We start from the raw sequence: 18486 nt of genomic DNA on the forward strand, positions 1-18486 counted from the left end.
GTTACCTCCTATGAGAATTAAGGGCTTGGTCGGCGGCTTGGGCGGCAACGTGTTTCGCCGCGACAAAGCCAAAGGTCATGGCTGGGCCTATGGTCGCTCCGGCTCCGGCATAGCTGCGGCCCATCACCGGCGCGGAGGTGTTCCCCACCGCGTAGAGCCCCGGCACCACGGTGTCGTCGGCCCGCAGGACGCGGGCGAACTCGTCGGTGCGTAGGCCGCCCGACGTTCCGAGATCACCAAGGACAATGCGGAACGCGTAATACGGCGGATCCCCCAGCGGGTACAGGTTGGGGTTTGGCAACGTCGGATCGCCGTAGTAGTTGTCGTACACGCTGTCGCCGCGGTTGAAATCGTCGTCGTGCCCCTTGCGGGCGAGTTCGTTGAAGTGGCCGGCGGTTTCGGCGAGCTGGCCCGCCGGCACGCCGATCTTGGCCGCCATCTCGCCCCAGCTGTTGGCGGCCTTGACCACGCCTGATTCCAGCCAGGCCGGCGGGACCTTGCGGCCGGTGGGCACCGGCGCCCCGGGGATTTTCGTAATCGGCAGGTGGCCGCCGATAACGTACCGATTCCACGACCGGTGGTCCGTGATCAGCCAGCACGGGATGTGGGTGACCCCGGAGTTCTGGCCGTCGATCATCGCGTGACCGAAGTCCATGTACGGCGCGGCCTCGTTGATGAACCGCTTGCCGTCACCATTGACGATGAACTGCGCGGGCATCATCCGTTCGTTGAGCATGAACTGCATGCGGCCGTCCGGCCATTGAATCGCCGGGAACCACCAGGCCTCGTCCAGCAGTTCGGTTGCCGCGCCGACCTTTTCACCGGCACGGATGCCGTCGCCCATGGCCGCCGGGTTGCCGAAGCTCCAGTCCTGGTCGATCACGGGCAGCACTTCCTTGCGCCGCGCGAGATCGTGGTCGAAGCCGCCCGAGGCCAGGATTACCCCGTGCCGCGCGCCGATGCGCTGCGGAACGCCGTCGCGTTCCACCACCGCACCGGTCACCGCTCCGTCGGCGCCGACGAGCAGCTCCGCCATCGGCGAGTCCAGCCACAGCGGGACGCCGGACTCCCGCATCGCCAGTCGCAGCCGGGCTGCCAGCGACTGGCCGATCGCGGCCATCCGCTCGCCGAGCACCCTCGCCCTGACCATGCGTGAAATCAGCTTGAGCAACACGCCTTTGCCGGCCCAGGACTGCCTGATCCGGTAGAACGTCCGTAACTCTTTGGGGCCCAACCAGATTCCCCTCGGCGCCAATGCCAACGGCGCGAGCATCTTCTGTTCGTCGACGCCCAGCTTGCGCAGGTCGATCGGCGGCACGTTGATCGTGCTGCCGAGCTCCGAGCCGCCTGGCAACTCCGGGTAGTAGTCGGCATAGCCCGGCTTCCAGACGAATTCGAGCCAGCCGGAGAGTTGCTCCAGGAACTGCAACATCTGCGGTGCGGTCTCGACGTACTGCCGTATCCGCGCTTCGGTGACCAAGCCATCGGTGATGCGTTGCAGGTACCCCACGACGGCTTCGGGCGAGGGGTTGTAGCCCTCCCGGCGCTGCGCCGGCGCTCCGGGCACCCAGATGCCGCCGCCGGAAAGGGCGGTGGAACCGCCGAAGTGGGAGGACTTCTCGATCACCAATGCGTCCAGCCCGGCGGCGCGGGCGGTCAGCGCCGCGGTCATGCCGCCACCGCCCGAGCCGACGATGAGCACGTCGACGACGTGATCGAATCCGTCCATGCCGGCCGTCATTTCGGCAGCGCCGTTCTGATGGCGAAGCCGGCGATCAGGTCGGGCGCCGGCTTGTAGTACCGCCCGCTGGTTTCGTAGCGTCCCGCGCTATCCAGAGCCGCGAATGCCGCAACCCACGTCCTGATCTCCTGCGCCGAGCCACCGCCCTCATGGGCGACAAACGAATTCGACCACTGGTCGAATTCGGTAAGCCATCCGTTGTCGATGATTTCGAGGAACCGGTGGTCCCAGGCCGGGTTGAGGGGCTGCAGCCCACTGTCCCCGGCGGCGAAACTCTTGGCCGCCTCCATCACGGCCGTCTGGCGGGCCTGTCGTTGCTCGGACGTCATCGGCCTCCCGTGCACGATGCGCTCCAGGACCGGCAGCGGCGCGGTCGCCAACGTGGGCACCGGCGGACTGTGCGAAAGGCCACCGGAACCCAGCAGCAGGACCCGCTTGTCCAGCGTGGCAACGAAATTGCCGACGGCGGCGCCGAGCGCCCGGCAACGATGCAGCGGTCCCAGGGGCACGGCGATCGCGTTGATGAAGATCGGTATCACCGGGCGCGCGGTCGCGTCGCCGAACAACTTTTCCAGCGGCTGCACGGTGCCGTGATCGACGTCCATGCTGGCCGATACCGCGACGTCCACGCCCGCGTCCAGCACGGCCTTCGCGCAGTCTTCCGCGAGCTTCTCCGGAACATTCAGCGGACCGGCGTGGGTGCCGTAGTCGCCAACCCCGTTGGCGCTCATGCCGATACAGAACGGTGGCATCGCCCGGTAGAAGAACCCGTTGTAGTGGTCCGGCGAGAAGGTGACGACGAGTTCGGGGTCGTAGTCCTCGACGAACCGGCGCGCCTCCGCGATGCCACTTTCGATGTCGTCAAGCAGAGCCTGCGACGGCCCCGGAAGATTCAGCAGCGGGCTGTGCGACATACAGCACAGAGCCATTGTCACTTTGCGATTCACCCCCTCGCGGCGTCAGCGTCAGCGCTTCAAGCAGCGCGGCGCTCAGGTCGGGGGCACGCTGGGCGATGCAGGCGCCGGCGATGCACCGGTCGGGACGCAGGAACAACACCGACTCCTGATGGGTGTCGAACCAGGACTTCAGGGCGCCGCCGCGATCGCCCACGATGACGACGTCGGGGTCGTCGTGCCCCGTCCAGTGCAGCTGGGTCGCAGGCCGCAGCGCAACGAAGCGGGCGCCCAATGCCTTCCAGTTCGCGAAGGCGACATCGCCGAGGATCTTGCGTGGGTTGTTGTTCCAGCAGAGCACGGCGAACCACTCACCGAGCACGTCGTCCAGCAGTACGTTCTGCTGGTCGCGGGTGTCGACCCGCGGCTGAACGAACAGGGTGCCCACCGGCGAATCCGTTCGCACGGGCGCCGAATGCACGACCGCGCCCTGGTCGTAACGCGGCATCGGCTTGAACCGCATCTCCAGCACATACTTCTTGAGCGACGGCACAATTGACGCCGACCGCACCAGCAGGTCTCGGGCACCGGCGACGCGGCGGTTGGTCGGCGAGATCACGCGGCCCACCATCGTGGACAAGTCGATCATCGCCCGCGCGTGCTTGCGGCGCTCCAGGTCGTAGGTGTCGAGCAGCTTGTCCCCGGCGTGGCCGTTGACCACCGCCGCAAGCTTCCAGCCCAGGTTGGCCGCGTCCCGGATGCCGCTGTTGTAGCCCTGGCCCTGCCACACCGGCATCAGGTGCGCGGCGTCGCCGGCCAGCAGCAGCCTGCCCTTGCGGAACGCGCCCGCGATCCGCGAGTGGTGGGTGTAGACCCGGCGCCGGATCACGTCGACCCGGTCCGGGTTGGGCACCATCCTGGCCAGCATCTGTGCCAGGAACGCCGGATCCTCGGCCTGCTCGTCGGTTTCGTGGGCGTGAATCATGAACTCGAAGCGGCGAATTCCGTGCGCGATCGAGATCGAGGCGTAGGGGCGTTCGGGGTCGGCGCCGACTTCGCTGTTCGGGTGGCCGAGCGGGTCATTGGCGATGTCCACCACCAGCCACCGGGTCGGCGACGTCGTCCCGTCGAACGACACGCCCATCATGCGGCGGGTCGCGCTGCGTCCCCCGTCGCAGCCGACCACGTAACGCGCTCGCAGCCTTTCCGTCTCGTGATCACCGCCGAGCTCGACGGTGACCCCGTCACCGCTTTCCTCGCACGAGATCATCGGCCGTCCCCACCGCACCTCTACGTGCTCGAATCGCTGCAACCCGGCGAGCAATTCGGCATCGACGAGCGGTTGGACGAAGCCATTGCGCTTAGGCCATCCGAAACGCGCGTCGGGCGGGGCCATTTCGGCGAGCACCCGGCGCTTGGCGTCGAAGAAACGCAGGATCTGGTTGGGCACGGTGTGCGGCAGAACCCGGTCGACCACGCCGATCGCCTGAAACGTCCGTAGCGCCTCGTCATCGAGTCCCACCCCGCGTGGGTAGTCGATTAGCGTGTCCCGCTCTTCGACTACCACCGTGCGAACGCCCTGCAGCCCAAGGATATTGGCCAGAGTCAGACCGACCGGGCCGGCACCGACCACCAGAACGTCGATCTCGGTTTCGGGCATGTCGTGCTCCGGGGTGACCATCACCGCCCCAGCAGGAAGTCGAGGTGCAGGCGGTTGAAGGTCTTGGCGTCCTCGTACTGCGGCCAGTGGCCGCAATCGGGCATCACCTCGAAACGCGCGTTCGGGATCATCGATGCCATGCGGCGCCCTTCGGTCACATCGGCGGTCGGGTCGTCACTGGTCCACAGCACCAGCGTCGGCGCCGTGATCGACCCGTACTCGGCCGGACCGAGGATGTTGCGCGCCCGAATCTCGGGGTCCTGCAACGCCATAATGTCGCGCATGGCCGCGACGAAGCCCTGCTGCCGATAGACCCGCTGGCGGCTGGCGACCAGATCGGCATAGTTCTTCGACTTGTCGGCCATCAGCCACTTGATCCGCGCTTCGACCGTCTCCCAGGATGGGTTCTCGGCGGCCGCCATGGACAGCGTGATGATTCGCTTCATCACCACCGGATCGGCCTGCGAGCCACCGGCGGTGTTCAGCACCAGCCTGTCCACCACGTCGGGATGGTCGACGGCGGCGCGGGCGGCCACCCAGCCGCCGAGCGATTCACCGCTGATGCGGGCGCGGTCCACTCCGATGGTGCGCAGGACGGCCATCAGGTGCTCGACGTAGTGGCGGACCTCCAGCGGGTGGCCCGGCTTGTCGGTGTAGCCGTGGCCGAGCATGTCGATCGACCAGGTCCAGAAATGCTCGGCGTGTGCCGCGAGATTGCGGACGTACGCCTCGGCGTGGCCACCCGACCCGTGCAGCAGCATGAGTACCGGCTTGCCCGGATCACCGGCCCGCAGGTAGCGGGTTCGCACTCCCTGAGCGTCTAGATAGCCCTGCTCAAATGCGACGCCCTGGAGATCGCTCCAGATGCTCTCGAATTCCGCCACGGTCCCTCTCTGGCCTACCTGTTGAGGAAATCTCGTTCTCGTTTTCGGCTTGTATTGTGTGCTAATATCGCACACTGATGTGCGTTATATATAGAGCTTCGCGCTCACCGGAATTTCTGTCAAGGACTGAGTCGCGACCGTGACCGGTTCCGGGACGGGTTCGCAGACGCTGGCCAGGGGACTGACCGCGCTGCAGATGGTGGCCGATTCGCCCAGCGGGCTCACGGTGCAACAGCTCGCTGACCAGATCGGGGTGCACCGCACCATCGCCTATCGACTGCTGACGACGTTGGCCCAGTTCAGATTGGTGGCCAAAGGAGAGGATGGGCGCTATCGACCCGCGGCGGGGCTGGCGGTGCTCGGCGCGTCGTTCGACCGGAACGTGCGTCAGGTCAGCCTTCCGACGCTGCGCGCCCTGGCCGACGAGCTCGGCACCACCGTGTCTCTGCTCATCGCCGAGGGCGACCAGCAGGTGGCGATCGCGGTGATCGTGCCGAGCCATGTCGCCTACCAACTCTCCTTTCACGAGGGCAGTCGGTATCCGTTGGACCGTGGCGCCGCGGGGATAGCCTTGCTCGCGAGCATGCCCCCGCGCCCGGGCGAACGGGATCTGGTGGCGCGTGCCCGCGAATGTGGCTGGGTTACAACGTATGGCGAGATCGAGCCGAACACCTACGGTTTGGCCGTATCGGTGCACCGCCAAGCGCCTTCCCCGCCAACGTGTATCAACCTCATTTCGCACCGGGAAGACGTCGTGGTGCGCGGAAAGGATGCGGTCGTCAAAGCCGCAAAGCAGTTGACGGAGCTACTGAGCTAGCCACTGAGCTGAAAGGATAGCAGTCCATGTCGTGGGACTCCGAAGTCGATGTCGTCGTGCTGGGCACTGGCGGCGCCGGACTCACCGCCGCACTGACCGCGGCTGCCGCCGGTGCCACGGTGGAGGTCTTCGAGAAGGCACCGACCGTCGGCGGGACGACCGCGGTGTCGGGTGGAGTTGTGTGGATCCCCGCCCACAACCGTTCTCCGGACGGCGAATTGACGCCGGCCGACGCACTGCGGTACCTGCGCGCGCAGTCGCTGGGCTCGATGGATGACGAGTTGGTCGAGACGTTCGTGCACACGGGACCGGCGATGCTGGACTTCATCGAGGCGCACAGCGGTCTGCGCTTCGAGATCGCCACCGGCTTCCCCGACTACCGGCCCGAATTGCCTGGCGGTCAACCGACCGGAGGCCGGTCGCTGTCCGCGGCACCCTTCGATCTCGCCCAATTAGGCGACTGGGCTACCCGGATCACCGCTTTCCCGGCCGACTGGTCCAACGTCGGTTTCGACGCCGAGACCAGGGCGCGGCTGCACGCGGCCATCGACGAAGCGACCAGCCATCTGTGCGTCGCCGGCACCGCGCTGATCGCGGGCCTGCTCAAGGGGTTGCTGGACGCCGGCGTCGTCCCGCACACCAACGCGCGCGCCGAACAACTCATCGCCGAGGACGGCGAAATCACCGGGGTGCGGATCGCCCTGCCGGAAGGGACCATCAGCGTGCGCGCCCGGCACGGAGTCGTCCTGGGCACCGGCGGGTTCGAATGGGATCCTGCTCTGGCACAAGCGTTTCTGCGCGGTCCGATGCACGGGCCGGTCTCGCCGCCCAACAACACCGGCGACGGTTTGCGGATGGCGATGGCCCAGGGCGCCGCGCTGGCCAACATGGGCGAAGCCTGGTGGGTGCCCGTCGTCCAGATTCCCGGCGACACCATCGACGGCAAGCAGCGCAGCCGCAGCGTGCGCCTGGAACGCACGCGGCCGAGGAGCATCATCGTCAACGTGGCGGGCCGGCGCTTTGTCAACGAGGCGTGCGACTACAACTCGATGGCCGGCGCCTTCCACTACCTCGATCCGCGCGGCGGCTACGTCAACGATCGCGGCTGGATGGTGTTCGACTCAGTTCACTTGCAGCGCTACGGATTTCTCGGCATCGAACCGGGACAGCCCGTCCCGGAATGGTTCTGCGAGTCGGCAGACCTCGCCGAGCTGGCCGCCAAGACCGGCATCGACGCCGACGGTCTGACGCGCACCGTCGAGGAATGGAACCGCCATGTGGCGGCCGGGGCCGATCCCGATTTCGGTCGCGGTTCCAGTGCCTACGACGGCTACTGGGGCGACGACAGCGCAACCACCCAGGCCGGCAAGACGCTGGGCCCGATCGACACCGCCCCCTACTACGCGGTGCCGATCCGCATCGGCGCGATGGGCACCAAAGGCGGGCCACGCACCGACCCCGACGGCCGCGTGCTGCACATCGACGGGGAGCCGATCGCCGGACTGTTCGCCGCGGGCAACGCGATGGGCGGTGTGACCGGACGCGCATACGGTGGCGCCGGCGGAACATTGGGCCCGGCAATGGTTTTCGGCTACCGAGCCGGCTACGCGGCCGCCACCGGAAAGTCCGTCGACCTGAAGTAGCAGGCTAGCCCTGTCCCGACGTCAGGCATTCCTCCAGCGGCCAGCCCAGCTGCTCCCACATGGACAGCTTGTTCCAATCCTTGATGAACTCGGCGAGTTTCGCCGCGCGCACCTGAAAGAGTGCGGCGGCCGTCCAGCGCGCCGTCCGACCGGTGGGCGGGATGTCGCCGTGTGGCTTGCCGCGGTGCGTGCCCTCGGCGGTATAGCGCAGACAGACCCGATCGGCGTTTGCGAACAGCACGTCGAAGTTGACGATGTGCAGGTCGTTCACCTGCTCCATCAGCCGGCCATGATCGTCCGCGTACTCCTCGAGCGTGTGGATACCCGGGAACGTTGTGGGTGCGATGAAGCGATTGTTTGGGGCGCACAGGTGCGCGACCGCGTCCGCGCTGGCCCGGCCCGGGCTGTAGGCGAGCTCCATGTATTCGCTCACGATGTTGATGTTGCGCTGCTCGTCGAGCGTGTAGTCGTGCGTCGCCGCTATCTGCGACGGTTGTGGCGTCGTCATTTCCACGGCGTACCCAGAAGTCCGCCGGTTACCACAGCGGTTGATGAGGAGTCCTACTCCTGCGGTGCAGCGGGCGGCGACAACAGTTGTTCGGCCGCCGTATAGGGATCCTGTTTACCGTCGACCACCGACTCGATCAGCCGGTCGAGGTCCGGCCGGGTCCGCAGCCGGGTCTGCGCCAGCGAGAGAATCTGCGCCCTTGCCCGGGCCAGCCGCCGCGCGCGGCTGTCGGTGCGGTGGTGGTCTTCGATCGTGGCCATCAACTCCGCAATGCCCTCGCCGCGGGCGGCGATGAGGCTGACGATCGGCGCGCTGGTTTCGGCCCGCAGATCCCGCACCGTCTGCTCGGCGCCATCCCGGTCGGCCTTGTTCACCACCACGATGTCGGCAACTTCGAGCACACCGGCCTTGGCGGCCTGGACCGCGTCGCCCGCGCCGGGATTGAGGATGACGACGGTCGGGTCGGCCACGGCGGCGATCTCGATCTCGGATTGCCCCACCCCCACCGTCTCGAGCAGGACCACGTCGTAGCCGATCGCCCCCAGCAGCCGGATGGCCGCCGGAACGGCGGCGGCCAGGCCGCCGAGGTGGCCACGGGTCGCCACCGACCGGATCAACACGTCGGAGTCGTTGATATGGGCCGCCATTCGGATCCGGTCGCCGAGCAGCGCGCCGCCGCTGAACGGTGACGACGGGTCGACGGCCAGCACCGCCACCCGGCATCCCCGATCCCGGTAGGCACTGACCAGGGCGGCGACCGTCGTCGACTTGCCCGCGCCCGGCGGTCCGGTGATGCCGACGACGCCGACATCGATCGCCGTCAACGGTCCGATGCTCGCCAGCACCTCGTCGCGACGCTCGCCCTCGACCAGGCTGAGTAGGCGACCCGCTGCGCGCGGAGAACCATTGCGCGCGTCCGCGATCAGGTCGGCGATGATCATGTACGCATTATGGAGCCGGAACGTCGATGACCGTCGCGGATCCCATGCCACCACCCGCGCACATGGCCGCGACGCCGATTCCACCCCCGCGGCGGCGCAATTCGTGCACCAGGGTGACCAGCATTCTGGCCCCGGTCGCAGCCACCGGGTGACCGAGTCCGCAGCCACTGCCGCTGACGTTCACCTTCTCCGGATCCAGCCCGAGCAATTTGATGGTGGCCACGCACATCGACGCGAACGCCTCGTTGATCTCGAACAGGTCCACATCGGAGGTCGAAAGGCCAGCGCGGGCAAGGGCTTTCGGAATCGCGTCCACGGGAGCCAGGCCGGTGATCGCGGGATCGACGCCGACGGACGCCCAGGACCGCACCGTGGCCAGCGCGGGCAAACCAAGCTGGTCACTGGCGATGGTCAGCACCGCCGCACCGTCGTTGGCGCCGCAGGCATTGCCGGCGGTGATGGAGAAGCCTTCGATCTCCGGGTGCAGCGGCTTGAGGCCGGCCAGCTTTTCCAAACTGGTGTCGCGGCGCGGATGTTCGTCGACCGAGAACAGCCCGTGCGGGGTGTCGATGGGGACGATCTCTTCCTTGAAGCGGCCCTCGTCGATGGCGGCGAGCGCGTTGCGATGCGACCGCAGCGCCCAGGCGTCCATCTCCTCGCGGCTCACGCCCGCTTTGACCGCGGCGTTCCAGCCCACGGTGATCGACATGTCCATGTTCGGCGCGTCGGGCCGGTCCGGGTGGGTCGGCGGGAACCAGTCCACCCACTCGCCGTCGACCTGCAACCGCGACCTCGGCGAGGTGGAGGCCGAGTTCACGCCCCCGGCGATGACCAGCTGGTCCATTCCGGCGCGGATGCTTGCCGCCGCGCTCTGCACCGCGGCCTGCCCGGCCGCACAGTGGCGGTTGTTGGCCAGACCGGGCACCTGCGTCAGGCCGGCCGTGACGGCCGCGTGGCGGGCGAGGACCCCGCCGCCGTAGAGGCCCTCTCCTAGGATCACGTCGTCGACCTGCGCGGGATCCAGGTCCTTCGCGGCTTCGGTGACGACGTGATGCGCCAGGTCGAACGCACTGGTGTCGCGCAGCGTCCCCTTTCGGGCGGTGCCAATGGGGGTGCGCAGGGCGGACACGATTACGGCTTCCGGCACGGTCTTCTCCAGTTCGGCGAGTTGCGGGACGCGAAGGCCAACCGCACGTTCATGAGAACCCTATTCTCTCAAACCGAGAGTATGAGTTGCAAGGAGGGCGGTAGCGTCGTCGGAATGACGCAGCCGCAACCGACGATCGCGGTGCCTGGCGGCAACGTCTGGTTCAAGCGGGTAGGCGCCGGGGCGGGCTTGCCCCTGCTCGTGGTTCACGGCGGTCCCGGGTTGCCGCATAGCTATCTGCGATCGCTCGAGCGACTGGCCGACGAGCGCGAGGTCATCTTCTGGGATCAGCTGGGGTGCGGGAATTCCGAATGCCCGTCGAATCCCGCGCTGTGGACCATGGAGCGCTCGATAGCCGAAATGGACGCGGTGGTACGGGCGTTGGGCTTGGACCGCTTCCATCTCTTCGGCAATTCCTGGGGCGGCATGATGGCCCAGCAGTACGCGCTCGACGCGGCGTCGGGAGCCGTCAGCGTCACGATCTCGAATAGCATCGCGTCCATTCCGCAGTTCGCGCAGATGGTTGCTCGGTTGAAAACCGAACTCGACCCGACCGTTCAATCCGCCATCGAACGTCACGAAGCGGCCGGCACGACCCACGCGGCCGAATATCAGCACGCCATCCGAACGTGGAATGAGACCTACCTGTGCCGCGTCCGCCCGTGGCCCCCGGAGCTGGTCGAGGCGTTCATGAAGATGGGCACCGAGATTTTCGAGACGATGTTCGGGCCAAGTGACTTTCACATCGTCGGGACCATTCGAGACTGGGATGTGTTCGACCGGTTGGCCGAGATCGCGTTGCCGACGCTGATTCTGGCCGGCAGGCACGACGAATGCGTGCCCGAACACATGTGGGAAATGCACCAGCGCATCGCCGGCTCGGAGTTTGAATTGTTCGAATCGAGTGCACACATGCCGTTCATCGAGGAGCCGGGCAAATTCGATTCGGTGATGCGTGCCTTCTTGGCGCAACACGACGTGAAGCACCGAGATTTAACCCAGTAACCTTTTTGGAAGCCTCCCGCGCGATTACCCGGCTGGCTAACGTGTTTCAAATGCCGAATGGGAAACCGAATATCCTGGTGATCTGGGGCGACGACATCGGAATCACCAATCTGAGTTGTTACAGCGACGGCCTGATGGGCTATCGCACACCGAACATCGACCGCATCGCCAACGAGGGGATGCGATTCACCGATTCCTATGGTGAGCAAAGCTGCACCGCGGGCCGGGCGGCCTTTATCAGCGGGCAGAGCGTATACCGCACCGGCATGAGCAAGGTCGGTGTGCCCGGCGTCGACATCGGTTGGGCCGCAGAGGATCCGACGATTGCCGAACTGCTCAAGCCGCTCGGCTACGCGACGGGGCAGTTCGGCAAGAACCACTTCGGCGATCTCAACAAATACCTGCCCACCATGCACGGGTTCGACGAGTTCTTCGGCAACCTCTATCACCTCAACGCCGAAGAGGAACCCGAGCAATTCGACTATCCGCACAAGGACCAGTTCCCGATGCTCTACGAATTGGCGCACCCGCGTGGAGTATTGAAATGTCAAGCTTCTGAAGAGGTTTCGGGCGAGCCGGATGATCCGAAGTACGGCCCCGTCGGCAAGCAGGTCATCGAGGACACCGGCCCGCTGAACAAGAAGCGGATGGAGACCATCGACGACGAGGTCGCAGACATCACGGTCGACTACATCCGGCGCCAGCACGCGGCAGGCAATCCGTTCTTCGTGTGGTGCAACTTCACCCACATGCACGTCTTCACCCACACCAAGCCCGAAAGCGTGGGCCAGGCGGGTCTATGGCAGTCGCCCTACCACGACACGATGATCGACCACGACCGCAACGTCGGGCAGGTGCTCGACATCCTCGACGAGCTCGGGATCGCCGAGGACACCGTCGTCATCTACTCCACCGACAACGGTCCGCACCGCAACAGCTGGCCGGACGCGGGCACCACGCCGTTCCGCAGCGAGAAGAACACCAACTGGGAGGGCGCCTTCCGGGTGCCGGAAATGGTCCGCTGGCCCGGAAAGATCAAGGCGGGCAGCATCTCCAACGACATCATCCAGCACCACGACTGGCTGCCCACGCTGCTGGCCGCGGCCGGCGACCCCGATGTGATGGACAAACTGAAGAAGGGCTATCGGATCGGCGACGTCGAGTACAAGGTCCACATCGACGGCTTCAACCTGCTGCCCTACCTGATGGGCGAGGTCGAGCACAGCCCCCGGCGCGGCTTCTTCTACTTCTCCGACGACGCCGACCTGATCGCGATGCGCTTCGAGAACTGGAAGATCGTTTTCCAAGAGCAGCGCTGCCTGGGCACGCTGCAGCTGTGGGCCGAACCGTTCACCCCGTTGCGGGTGCCCAAGTTGTTCAACCTGCGCACCGACCCCTTCGAGTACGCGGACATCACGTCGAACACCTACTGGGACTGGTTCATTCGGCGCGACTTCTTCGTGTTCTACGCGACCGCGATGGCGACGAAGTTCCTCGACACGTTCAAGGAGTTTCCGCCCCGGCACCCACCGGCCAGCTTCAGCGTCGACCAGGCGGTCAAGAAGCTCCAGGAGTTCCTGGCCGCCGACTAGCTCACCCGGTCAGTTCTTGCCTGCGTTGAATTTGGCGACGTTGGCCCGGAAGTCGTCGGTCAGGAACGACTGGCTCTCGGCCGACAGGGCGTAATCGAGGCTGGCCAGCACCGCACGCTCCAGGTGAATGTTGAGCACCCGCTTGGTGCTCTCGACGGCCTGTTGCGGCAGCTCCAAAATCTTTTTGGCGCAAGCGATTGCCTCCGCAAACGGGTCGGCCGCCACGTGATTGGCCAGCCCGAGTTCGACGGCCCGGGGCGCCTTGATGCGGGTGCCGGTCAGCGCGAACTCCTTGGCGAGCAGCAGGCTGATGTGCAGCGGCCAGGTCAGCGGGCCGCCGTCGGCGGCCACCAGCCCCACCTGCACGTGCGGGTCGGCGAGATAGGCGTCCTCGGCGATGTACACGATGTCGCTGAGTGCGACCAGGCTGCAGCCCAGCCCGACCGCCGGACCGTTTACCGCCGCCACCACCGGAATTCGGCACCGGGCCATGCCCAGTACGATCTCGCGCCCGTCGCGGATGGTCTTGGCCCGCAGATCGGCATCCTTCGAGAGTTCTTCGAGGTAACCGAAGTCGCCGCCGGCCGAGAACGCCCTGCCGGCCCCGGTGATCACCGCGGCCCGGGCCGTCGGGTCATCGGTCAGCCGCTGCCACAGCCGGGCGAGTCCGACGTGCAGGTTGTCGTTGACCGAGTTGAGCGAGTCCGGCCGGTTCAAGGTGATGATGCGCAGCGGGCCGTCGGCGGTGACGTCGATTTCGGCAGGCATGTCGTACACGTCAGACTCCTTCAATGGTCGTGACCCGCTTCACCCGGGCTTCGCCCGCGTTCGCGATCACGACTCCTTCCATGGTCGTGACCCGCTTCACCCGGGCTTCGCCCGCGTTCGCGATCACTCTCCTTCAATGGTCGTGACCCGCTTCACCCGGGCTTCGCCCGCGTTCGCGATCACTCTTACAATCCCAAAATTCGCGAAGAGATGATGTTCTTTTGTATCTGTGATGTCCCGCCCATCACGCTCTGTGCCCGGCTGTACAGGTAGGCGGCGAGCAGATCTGGATCGCGGGTCCCGGTGACGGCCAGTGCGGCATGGCCGACGGATTGTTCGACCCAGGTCATCAGCAGCTTGTCGAGCGATCCTTCGGGTCCGTGTGACACCCCGTCGAGCTGCTCGGACAACCGCCGCCGGACGTGGTGGGTCAGCATCTCGGACTGGACCGCGGCCCACGCGAGTTCTTCCGATATCGGATCGCCCGCTTCGTTGTTGCGCGCGTACAGACTTCGAACGAGCTTGCCGTATTTGGCCGCGTAACCCAGCGTGGATGGTTCGCGCTCGTGCCCGACGACGGTCATGGCCACCGCCCAGCCGTCGCCGGGGGCGCCGACCATACGGTCGGCCGGCACCTTCGCGTCGTCGAAGAACACCTGACCGAATTCGTTGTTGACGCCGTTGATCATTCGCAACGGCCGCTGCTCCACACCGGGCTGCTTCATCTGAAGCACGAACGCGGACAGGCCGCGGTGACGCTTGGCGTCGGGATCGGTGCGCGCCAGCAACAGGCACCAGTCGGCGACGTCGGAATAGCTGGTCCAGATCTTGTGTCCGTTGATCACATAATTGTCGCCCTCGAGGCGAGCGGTGGTGGTCAGCGACGCCAGATCCGAACCCGCACCGGGCTCGCTGAAGCCCTGGCACCAGCGCTCGGTGCCGTTGATGATGCCGGGCAGGAACCGGCGTCGCACTTCGTCACTGGCGTGATGGCCGATGCCGAAGATCAGGTAGCCCACGCTTGGTCGGGGCGGGGCGCCGGCCCGCGCCAGCTCCTCGTCCACGATCACGTCGTACACCGGCGCCAGCTCCTGGCCGCCGTACTCGCGTGGCCACGATAAACCGAAGAAGCCCTCGCGATAGAGGGCCTGATGCCACTCGGCCTGGCGGGCCCAGTAGTCGTCACCGGAACTGGAAAAGTTCTTGGCGTTCAACGAAAGCCAGGACCGAAGCCGCTCCCGGAAGGCCGCTTCGTCGGGTGAGTCACGAAAGTCCAAGATCGATCTCCTTCAACGCCACGGGCCACAGCTCGGTCGAGGTCAGGGCACGCCGCAGATAGACGTGCGCCACGCAGTCCCAGGTGTTGCCGATGCCCCCGTGCACCTGGATGGCGGTCTCGCAGACGGTGCGGGCGGCGCGCGCGCAGTACACCTTCGCGACCTGGGCGGCACGAATGGCCTCGGCGGGCGTCAGCTCGTCGACCGCCCACGCGGCGTGCCGCGACACCGAGATCGAACCTTCAATCAGCGCAAGGCTTTCGGCCAGCAGGTGGGCGATGGCCTGATAGGACCCGATCTGCTTGCCATACTGTTCGCGGATCTTGGCGTAGTCGCAGGCGACCGCGTGCGCGCCCCGCGCGACGCCGACCAGGTCGGCGGTGGTGGTGACCAATGCGAGCGCCAGCCATTGCGCGGCAACGTCTTCCGGCACCTCGCCCAGAGTCGCCGGCGATCCCACGATCGTCGCGTCGACCCGCGTCAGATCCGCGCCATCGGACGACGCCTGCACATCGGACGCGACGACCGAGCCACCGGACAGCGACAGGGCACGCCCGGCGCCGCGGGCGTCGACGACCCGGCCGTCGACGGCCACGGTGGTCAGGGTCGAGTCCGTCGCGTCGGCACCGAGATGACGGGTCAGGTCGTCGGCCAGGACCGGTCCGAGGAACGGCGCGTCGACCAGCCGGCGTCCGAATTCCTCCGCGACGATCGCCACCTCGACACCCGAAGCCCCATCGGACCGCAACGATCGCCAGCCGGTCAGCTCGATCTGCTTGTCCAGCAACGCAATCCGCTTCTGGTCGTCGAGATCCTGAACCGCTCCGGGTCCCAGGTCGTCGCCCAGCTTGGCGGCGGCGTCGCGTAATTGCTGTTGTTCAGGTGTCAGACGTGCATCCATATCGCTCCTTCAGCACTCGGCGCAGCACCTTGCCCGAAGGCAGGCGAGGAATGTCGGGGACGAACACCACGCGGCTCAAATGTTTGTAGGACGCCAGTTTCTCGTCCACCCAGGCAACCAGTTCGGTGGCGACCGCATCGGTATCGACGGGCGCGGACACCGCGACGGCGGCCACGACGGCTTCGCCGTTGGTTCCGTCCGGGATACCGAACACCGCACAGTCTTTGACGGCCGGATGGCTGTGCAGCACCATCTCGATCTCGGCGGGCGCTACCTGGAAGCCGCGCACTTTGATCATCTCTTTGAGGCGGTCGGTGATTCGCAGCCAGCCCCCGGTGTCGATCCAGCCGACGTCGCCGGTTCGGTACCACCCGTCGTGGATCGCCTCGTGGGTCGCTTCGGCGGGCAGGTAGCCGGCCATCAGTGAGGCCGCGCGGGCCTGGATCTCGCCGACCTCGCCCGCGGAGACCGGCTCGCCGGTGTCCAGCGATACGATCCGCAGGTCCACACCTGGGACCGGCCGCCCGACGGAGTCCAGCCGCGCGCCCTCGATCGGATTGCAGGCGATGACAGGCAATTCCGTTGTCCCATAGGCGGGAAGCCAGCCGACGCCGGTGCGCCGGGTAACCGTCTCGGCCACGTGGGCGCTCACCGGCGTCGCGCCCCACATGATGTAGCGCAGCGACGACAGGTCATACGACTCGAGGTTGGGATGCGAGGCGATCGCCAGTGCGATCGGCGCGACCGCCATTTCGACTGTGATGCCGTCGTTTTCGATGCAACCCAGCACCCGGTCGATGTCGAAGCGATGATGCAGCCGCACGCTGGCGCCGGTCTTCAGCGCCGTAAGGATGTTCAGCAGCCCGAGAATGTGCGACGGCGGGGTGGCGACCTGAATGCGGTCGCGCGGCGTCAGCTGCAGCGCTTCGCGCCAGTGCCGCACGGCCTCCTGCAGCGACGCGTGGGTGTGCCGGACCGCCTTCGGTAGCCCGGTGGTACCGGAGCTGAACACCAGCACCGCGTCGTCGCCCACGGGTGGCGAACCGGCCGCCTCATCGCCTTCGGGGATGGGTTCGTCGAGGTGCAACATCGGCATCAGGCCGGCCAGTACGGGGTGGTCTCCGACGGCGTGCGCGGGTTCGGTGAGCGCGAGCGCGTGGTCGACCTCATCACGTTTCCATGCGCTGCTGATCAGCACCGCGGTCGCGGCGATCCGCCAGATCGCCTGCACCACGGCGAGGAACTCCGGCCGATTGGAAGACATCACCGCAACCCGTTGACCTGCCGTGACGCCGCTTTTGCTCAGGGTCGCGGCCCAGCCGTCGGCTGACGCGTCGAGCTGGGGCAGGCTGAATCGCCGCTCCTCACACACGAGCGCGGCCGGCTCGGTCACGTCCCGTCCTTCCCTGACAGGCCGAACTGACCCGACATCCACACAGTCTTGAGAAGATCCTATCGCTCTGTGAGAATAGTATTCTCTATACTGAAGAATGCAAGTACGACCAACGGACGGCAGGGGGCGGTCAATGTGACGGTCACCCGGATCATCGAGGAGACGCCACGGGTGACTAATCCCGATTCAAACGGCTCCGGCGGCGGCACGGTGACGATCCATCTGGACCGCAAGAAGGTCACGGTGCCGCTGGTACCCGGCGAAACTTTATTGGAGACCGCGCGACGGGCCGGCATGCAGCCACCGTTCAGTTGCGAGGCCGGCAACTGCGGTACGTGCATGGCCAAGCTCGAAGAAGGCCACGCCACCATGCGTGTGAACGACGCTCTCGACGATGACGAAGTCGAGGAGGGCTACATTCTGACGTGCCAGGGCGTACCCGATACGGACTCGGTCACGGTGCGCTACGAGTAGCACTCGGGAGAAGGGCGGCCGGCCATGGCCAAGGGCATCATCCTCGTCGAGAGTCGACCAAGTTCGCCCGACCGCGACCAGGAATACAACACCTGGTACGACGACGTCCATCTGCCGCAGCTCGTCGCTCTGGACGGATTCGTCTCCGCGCGGCGGCTGCGTCCGGTCAACGGCGAGGGCCCGTATGTCGCCATCTACGAGATCGAGGGCGACAACCTGGGGGCCATCCTGGACAACATGATCGCCAACGCCGGTCAGCTGACGATGTCCGACGCGTTGCAGCTGGATCCGGCGCCGATCCCGCGGTTGCTGGAGACGACCACCGAACGCGACGGCTAACCGAACTCGGCTCCGGGCCGAGAATGTGAGAGGAACGCCTCATGAATGTCGACGACCTGATCCTGGTGAGCATTGACGACCACGTGGTCGAGCCGCCCGATATGTTCCTGCGCCACGTGCCCGCCAAATATAAGGACGAGGCGCCGATCGTGGTGACCGACGACAAGGGCGTTGACCAGTGGATGTACCAGGGCAGGCCGCAGGGGGTCAGCGGCCTGAACGCGGTGGTGTCCTGGCCGGCCGAGGAATGGGGCCGCGACCCGGCCGGTTTCGCCGAGATGCGCCCCGGCGTCTACGACGTCCATGAGCGCGTGCGCGACATGAACCGCAACGGCATTCTCGCGTCGATGTGCTTCCCGACCTTCACCGGCTTCTCGGCGCGACACCTCAACATGCACCGCGAAGAGGTCACGCTCGTCATGGTGTCGGCCTACAACGACTGGCACATCGACGACTGGGCCGGGTCGTATCCGGACCGCTTCATCCCGATCGCCGTCCTGCCG

Annotated in this window: 17 protein-coding genes and 1 pseudogene; 7 read left to right on the forward strand and 11 right to left on the reverse strand. The window is 66.4% G+C overall.

Annotated elements, in window-relative coordinates; genetic code table 11:
• Nucleotide 1: 1 nt before the first annotated feature.
• The 4 genes from JOZ00_RS27390 to JOZ00_RS27405 are packed head-to-tail and all read right to left on the reverse strand — an operon-like array spanning nucleotide 2 to nucleotide 5178.
• The gene (locus JOZ00_RS27390) at nucleotides 2-1729 is read right to left on the reverse strand and encodes an FAD-binding protein (RefSeq protein ID WP_293351016.1); all 1728 of its coding nucleotides are present in this window, start codon (nucleotides 1727-1729) and stop codon (nucleotides 2-4) included.
• Between the two features lie 8 nt (nucleotides 1730-1737).
• Nucleotides 1738-2655: a 3-carboxyethylcatechol 2,3-dioxygenase gene (locus JOZ00_RS27395; RefSeq protein WP_293350966.1), complete on the reverse strand. Its 918-nt coding sequence runs from the start codon at nucleotides 2653-2655 to the stop codon at nucleotides 1738-1740.
• Nucleotides 2603-4315 (reverse strand): bifunctional 3-(3-hydroxy-phenyl)propionate/3-hydroxycinnamic acid hydroxylase, encoded by a 1713-nt coding sequence (locus JOZ00_RS27400; protein ID WP_293350969.1) that lies wholly within the window; start codon nucleotides 4313-4315, stop codon nucleotides 2603-2605. The genes JOZ00_RS27395 and JOZ00_RS27400 overlap by 53 nt, the downstream gene beginning before the upstream one ends.
• Nucleotides 4315-5178, reverse strand: coding sequence for an alpha/beta hydrolase (locus JOZ00_RS27405; protein ID WP_293350972.1), 864 nt, complete (start codon nucleotides 5176-5178; stop codon nucleotides 4315-4317). The genes JOZ00_RS27400 and JOZ00_RS27405 overlap by 1 nt, the downstream gene beginning before the upstream one ends.
• 139 nt (nucleotides 5179-5317) lie before the next feature.
• On the opposite strand from JOZ00_RS27405, the gene JOZ00_RS27410 reads away from it, so the two are divergent.
• On the forward strand, nucleotides 5318-5995 hold the full coding sequence (locus JOZ00_RS27410; protein ID WP_293350975.1) for a helix-turn-helix domain-containing protein: 678 nt from the start codon (nucleotides 5318-5320) through the stop codon (nucleotides 5993-5995).
• 26 nt (nucleotides 5996-6021) lie between these two features.
• Nucleotides 6022-7638, forward strand: a complete 1617-nt coding sequence (locus tag JOZ00_RS27415; protein ID WP_293350977.1) for an FAD-dependent oxidoreductase — start codon at nucleotides 6022-6024, stop codon at nucleotides 7636-7638.
• Nucleotides 7639-7642: 4 nt separating this feature from the next.
• Here JOZ00_RS27415 and JOZ00_RS27420 read toward each other — a convergent pair whose 3' ends face one another.
• The 3 genes from JOZ00_RS27420 to JOZ00_RS27430 are packed head-to-tail and all read right to left on the reverse strand — an operon-like array spanning nucleotide 7643 to nucleotide 10234.
• On the reverse strand, nucleotides 7643-8146 hold the full coding sequence (locus JOZ00_RS27420; protein ID WP_293350979.1) for an ester cyclase: 504 nt from the start codon (nucleotides 8144-8146) through the stop codon (nucleotides 7643-7645).
• A 53-nt stretch (nucleotides 8147-8199) separates the two neighbouring features.
• Nucleotides 8200-9087 (reverse strand): methylmalonyl Co-A mutase-associated GTPase MeaB, encoded by an 888-nt coding sequence (gene meaB, locus JOZ00_RS27425; RefSeq protein WP_293350981.1) that lies wholly within the window; start codon nucleotides 9085-9087, stop codon nucleotides 8200-8202.
• 7 nt (nucleotides 9088-9094) lie between these two features.
• Nucleotides 9095-10234, reverse strand: a complete 1140-nt coding sequence (locus tag JOZ00_RS27430) for a thiolase family protein (RefSeq protein ID WP_293350983.1) — start codon at nucleotides 10232-10234, stop codon at nucleotides 9095-9097.
• Between the two features lie 114 nt (nucleotides 10235-10348).
• Between JOZ00_RS27430 and JOZ00_RS27435 the strand changes: the two genes are divergently transcribed.
• Together JOZ00_RS27435 and JOZ00_RS27440 are read left to right on the forward strand one after the other, a co-directional pair.
• Nucleotides 10349-11239 carry a proline iminopeptidase-family hydrolase gene (locus tag JOZ00_RS27435; protein WP_293350986.1) on the forward strand — a complete coding sequence of 297 codons (891 nt, stop codon included), beginning with the start codon at nucleotides 10349-10351 and terminating at the stop codon, nucleotides 11237-11239.
• Nucleotides 11240-11289: 50 nt separating this feature from the next.
• The gene (locus tag JOZ00_RS27440) at nucleotides 11290-12831 is read left to right on the forward strand and encodes an arylsulfatase (RefSeq protein ID WP_293350989.1); all 1542 of its coding nucleotides are present in this window, start codon (nucleotides 11290-11292) and stop codon (nucleotides 12829-12831) included.
• Between the two features lie 9 nt (nucleotides 12832-12840).
• Here the strand turns inward: JOZ00_RS27440 and JOZ00_RS27445 are convergent, their stop codons facing one another.
• The 4 genes from JOZ00_RS27445 to JOZ00_RS27460 all read right to left on the reverse strand — a co-directional run bounded on the left by JOZ00_RS27445 (nucleotide 12841) and on the right by JOZ00_RS27460 (nucleotide 17170).
• Nucleotides 12841-13608, reverse strand: coding sequence for an enoyl-CoA hydratase/isomerase family protein (locus JOZ00_RS27445; RefSeq protein ID WP_293350992.1), 768 nt, complete (start codon nucleotides 13606-13608; stop codon nucleotides 12841-12843).
• 176 nt (nucleotides 13609-13784) lie between these two features.
• The gene (locus JOZ00_RS27450) at nucleotides 13785-14876 is read right to left on the reverse strand and encodes an acyl-CoA dehydrogenase family protein (protein ID WP_293350995.1); all 1092 of its coding nucleotides are present in this window, start codon (nucleotides 14874-14876) and stop codon (nucleotides 13785-13787) included.
• Entirely contained in the window at nucleotides 14863-15777 is a 915-nt protein-coding gene (locus JOZ00_RS27455) for an acyl-CoA dehydrogenase family protein (RefSeq protein ID WP_293350998.1), read from the reverse strand. Before JOZ00_RS27455 ends, JOZ00_RS27450 begins: the two co-directional genes overlap by 14 nt.
• Complete coding sequence (locus JOZ00_RS27460; protein WP_293351001.1) at nucleotides 15755-17170, reverse strand: class I adenylate-forming enzyme family protein; 1416 nt, start codon at nucleotides 17168-17170, stop codon at nucleotides 15755-15757. The genes JOZ00_RS27455 and JOZ00_RS27460 overlap by 23 nt, the downstream gene beginning before the upstream one ends.
• Nucleotides 17171-17305: 135 nt before the next feature.
• Between JOZ00_RS27460 and JOZ00_RS27465 the strand changes: the two genes are divergently transcribed.
• From JOZ00_RS27465 to JOZ00_RS27475, 3 genes and pseudogenes are all read left to right on the forward strand, one after another.
• Nucleotides 17306-17644 carry a 2Fe-2S iron-sulfur cluster-binding protein gene (locus JOZ00_RS27465; protein WP_293351004.1) on the forward strand — a complete coding sequence of 113 codons (339 nt, stop codon included), beginning with the start codon at nucleotides 17306-17308 and terminating at the stop codon, nucleotides 17642-17644.
• Between the two features lie 24 nt (nucleotides 17645-17668).
• Nucleotides 17669-17983 carry a DUF4286 family protein gene (locus JOZ00_RS27470; RefSeq protein WP_293351007.1) on the forward strand — a complete coding sequence of 105 codons (315 nt, stop codon included), beginning with the start codon at nucleotides 17669-17671 and terminating at the stop codon, nucleotides 17981-17983.
• A gap of 41 nt (nucleotides 17984-18024) precedes the next feature.
• Nucleotides 18025-18486, forward strand: a pseudogene (locus tag JOZ00_RS27475) (amidohydrolase); the annotation flags it as partial.

This window comes from Mycobacterium sp. (genome assembly GCF_019243155.1).
GTDB lineage: Bacteria > Actinomycetota > Actinomycetes > Mycobacteriales > Mycobacteriaceae > Mycobacterium.

Coding starts and splice junctions, on each gene's coding strand:
- JOZ00_RS27390 (WP_293351016.1), bottom strand. CDS start 1,729: ATGGACGGATTCGATCACGTCGTCGACGTGCTCATCGTCGGCTCGGGC.
- JOZ00_RS27395 (WP_293350966.1), bottom strand. CDS start 2,655: ATGTCGCACAGCCCGCTGCTGAATCTTCCGGGGCCGTCGCAGGCTCTG.
- JOZ00_RS27400 (WP_293350969.1), bottom strand. CDS start 4,315: ATGGTCACCCCGGAGCACGACATGCCCGAAACCGAGATCGACGTTCTG.
- JOZ00_RS27415 (WP_293350977.1), top strand. CDS start 6,022: ATGTCGTGGGACTCCGAAGTCGATGTCGTCGTGCTGGGCACTGGCGGC.
- JOZ00_RS27420 (WP_293350979.1), bottom strand. CDS start 8,146: ATGACGACGCCACAACCGTCGCAGATAGCGGCGACGCACGACTACACG.
- meaB (WP_293350981.1), bottom strand. CDS start 9,087: ATGATCATCGCCGACCTGATCGCGGACGCGCGCAATGGTTCTCCGCGC.
- JOZ00_RS27435 (WP_293350986.1), top strand. CDS start 10,349: ATGACGCAGCCGCAACCGACGATCGCGGTGCCTGGCGGCAACGTCTGG.
- JOZ00_RS27440 (WP_293350989.1), top strand. CDS start 11,290: ATGCCGAATGGGAAACCGAATATCCTGGTGATCTGGGGCGACGACATC.
- JOZ00_RS27455 (WP_293350998.1), bottom strand. CDS start 15,777: ATGGATGCACGTCTGACACCTGAACAACAGCAATTACGCGACGCCGCC.
- JOZ00_RS27470 (WP_293351007.1), top strand. CDS start 17,669: ATGGCCAAGGGCATCATCCTCGTCGAGAGTCGACCAAGTTCGCCCGAC.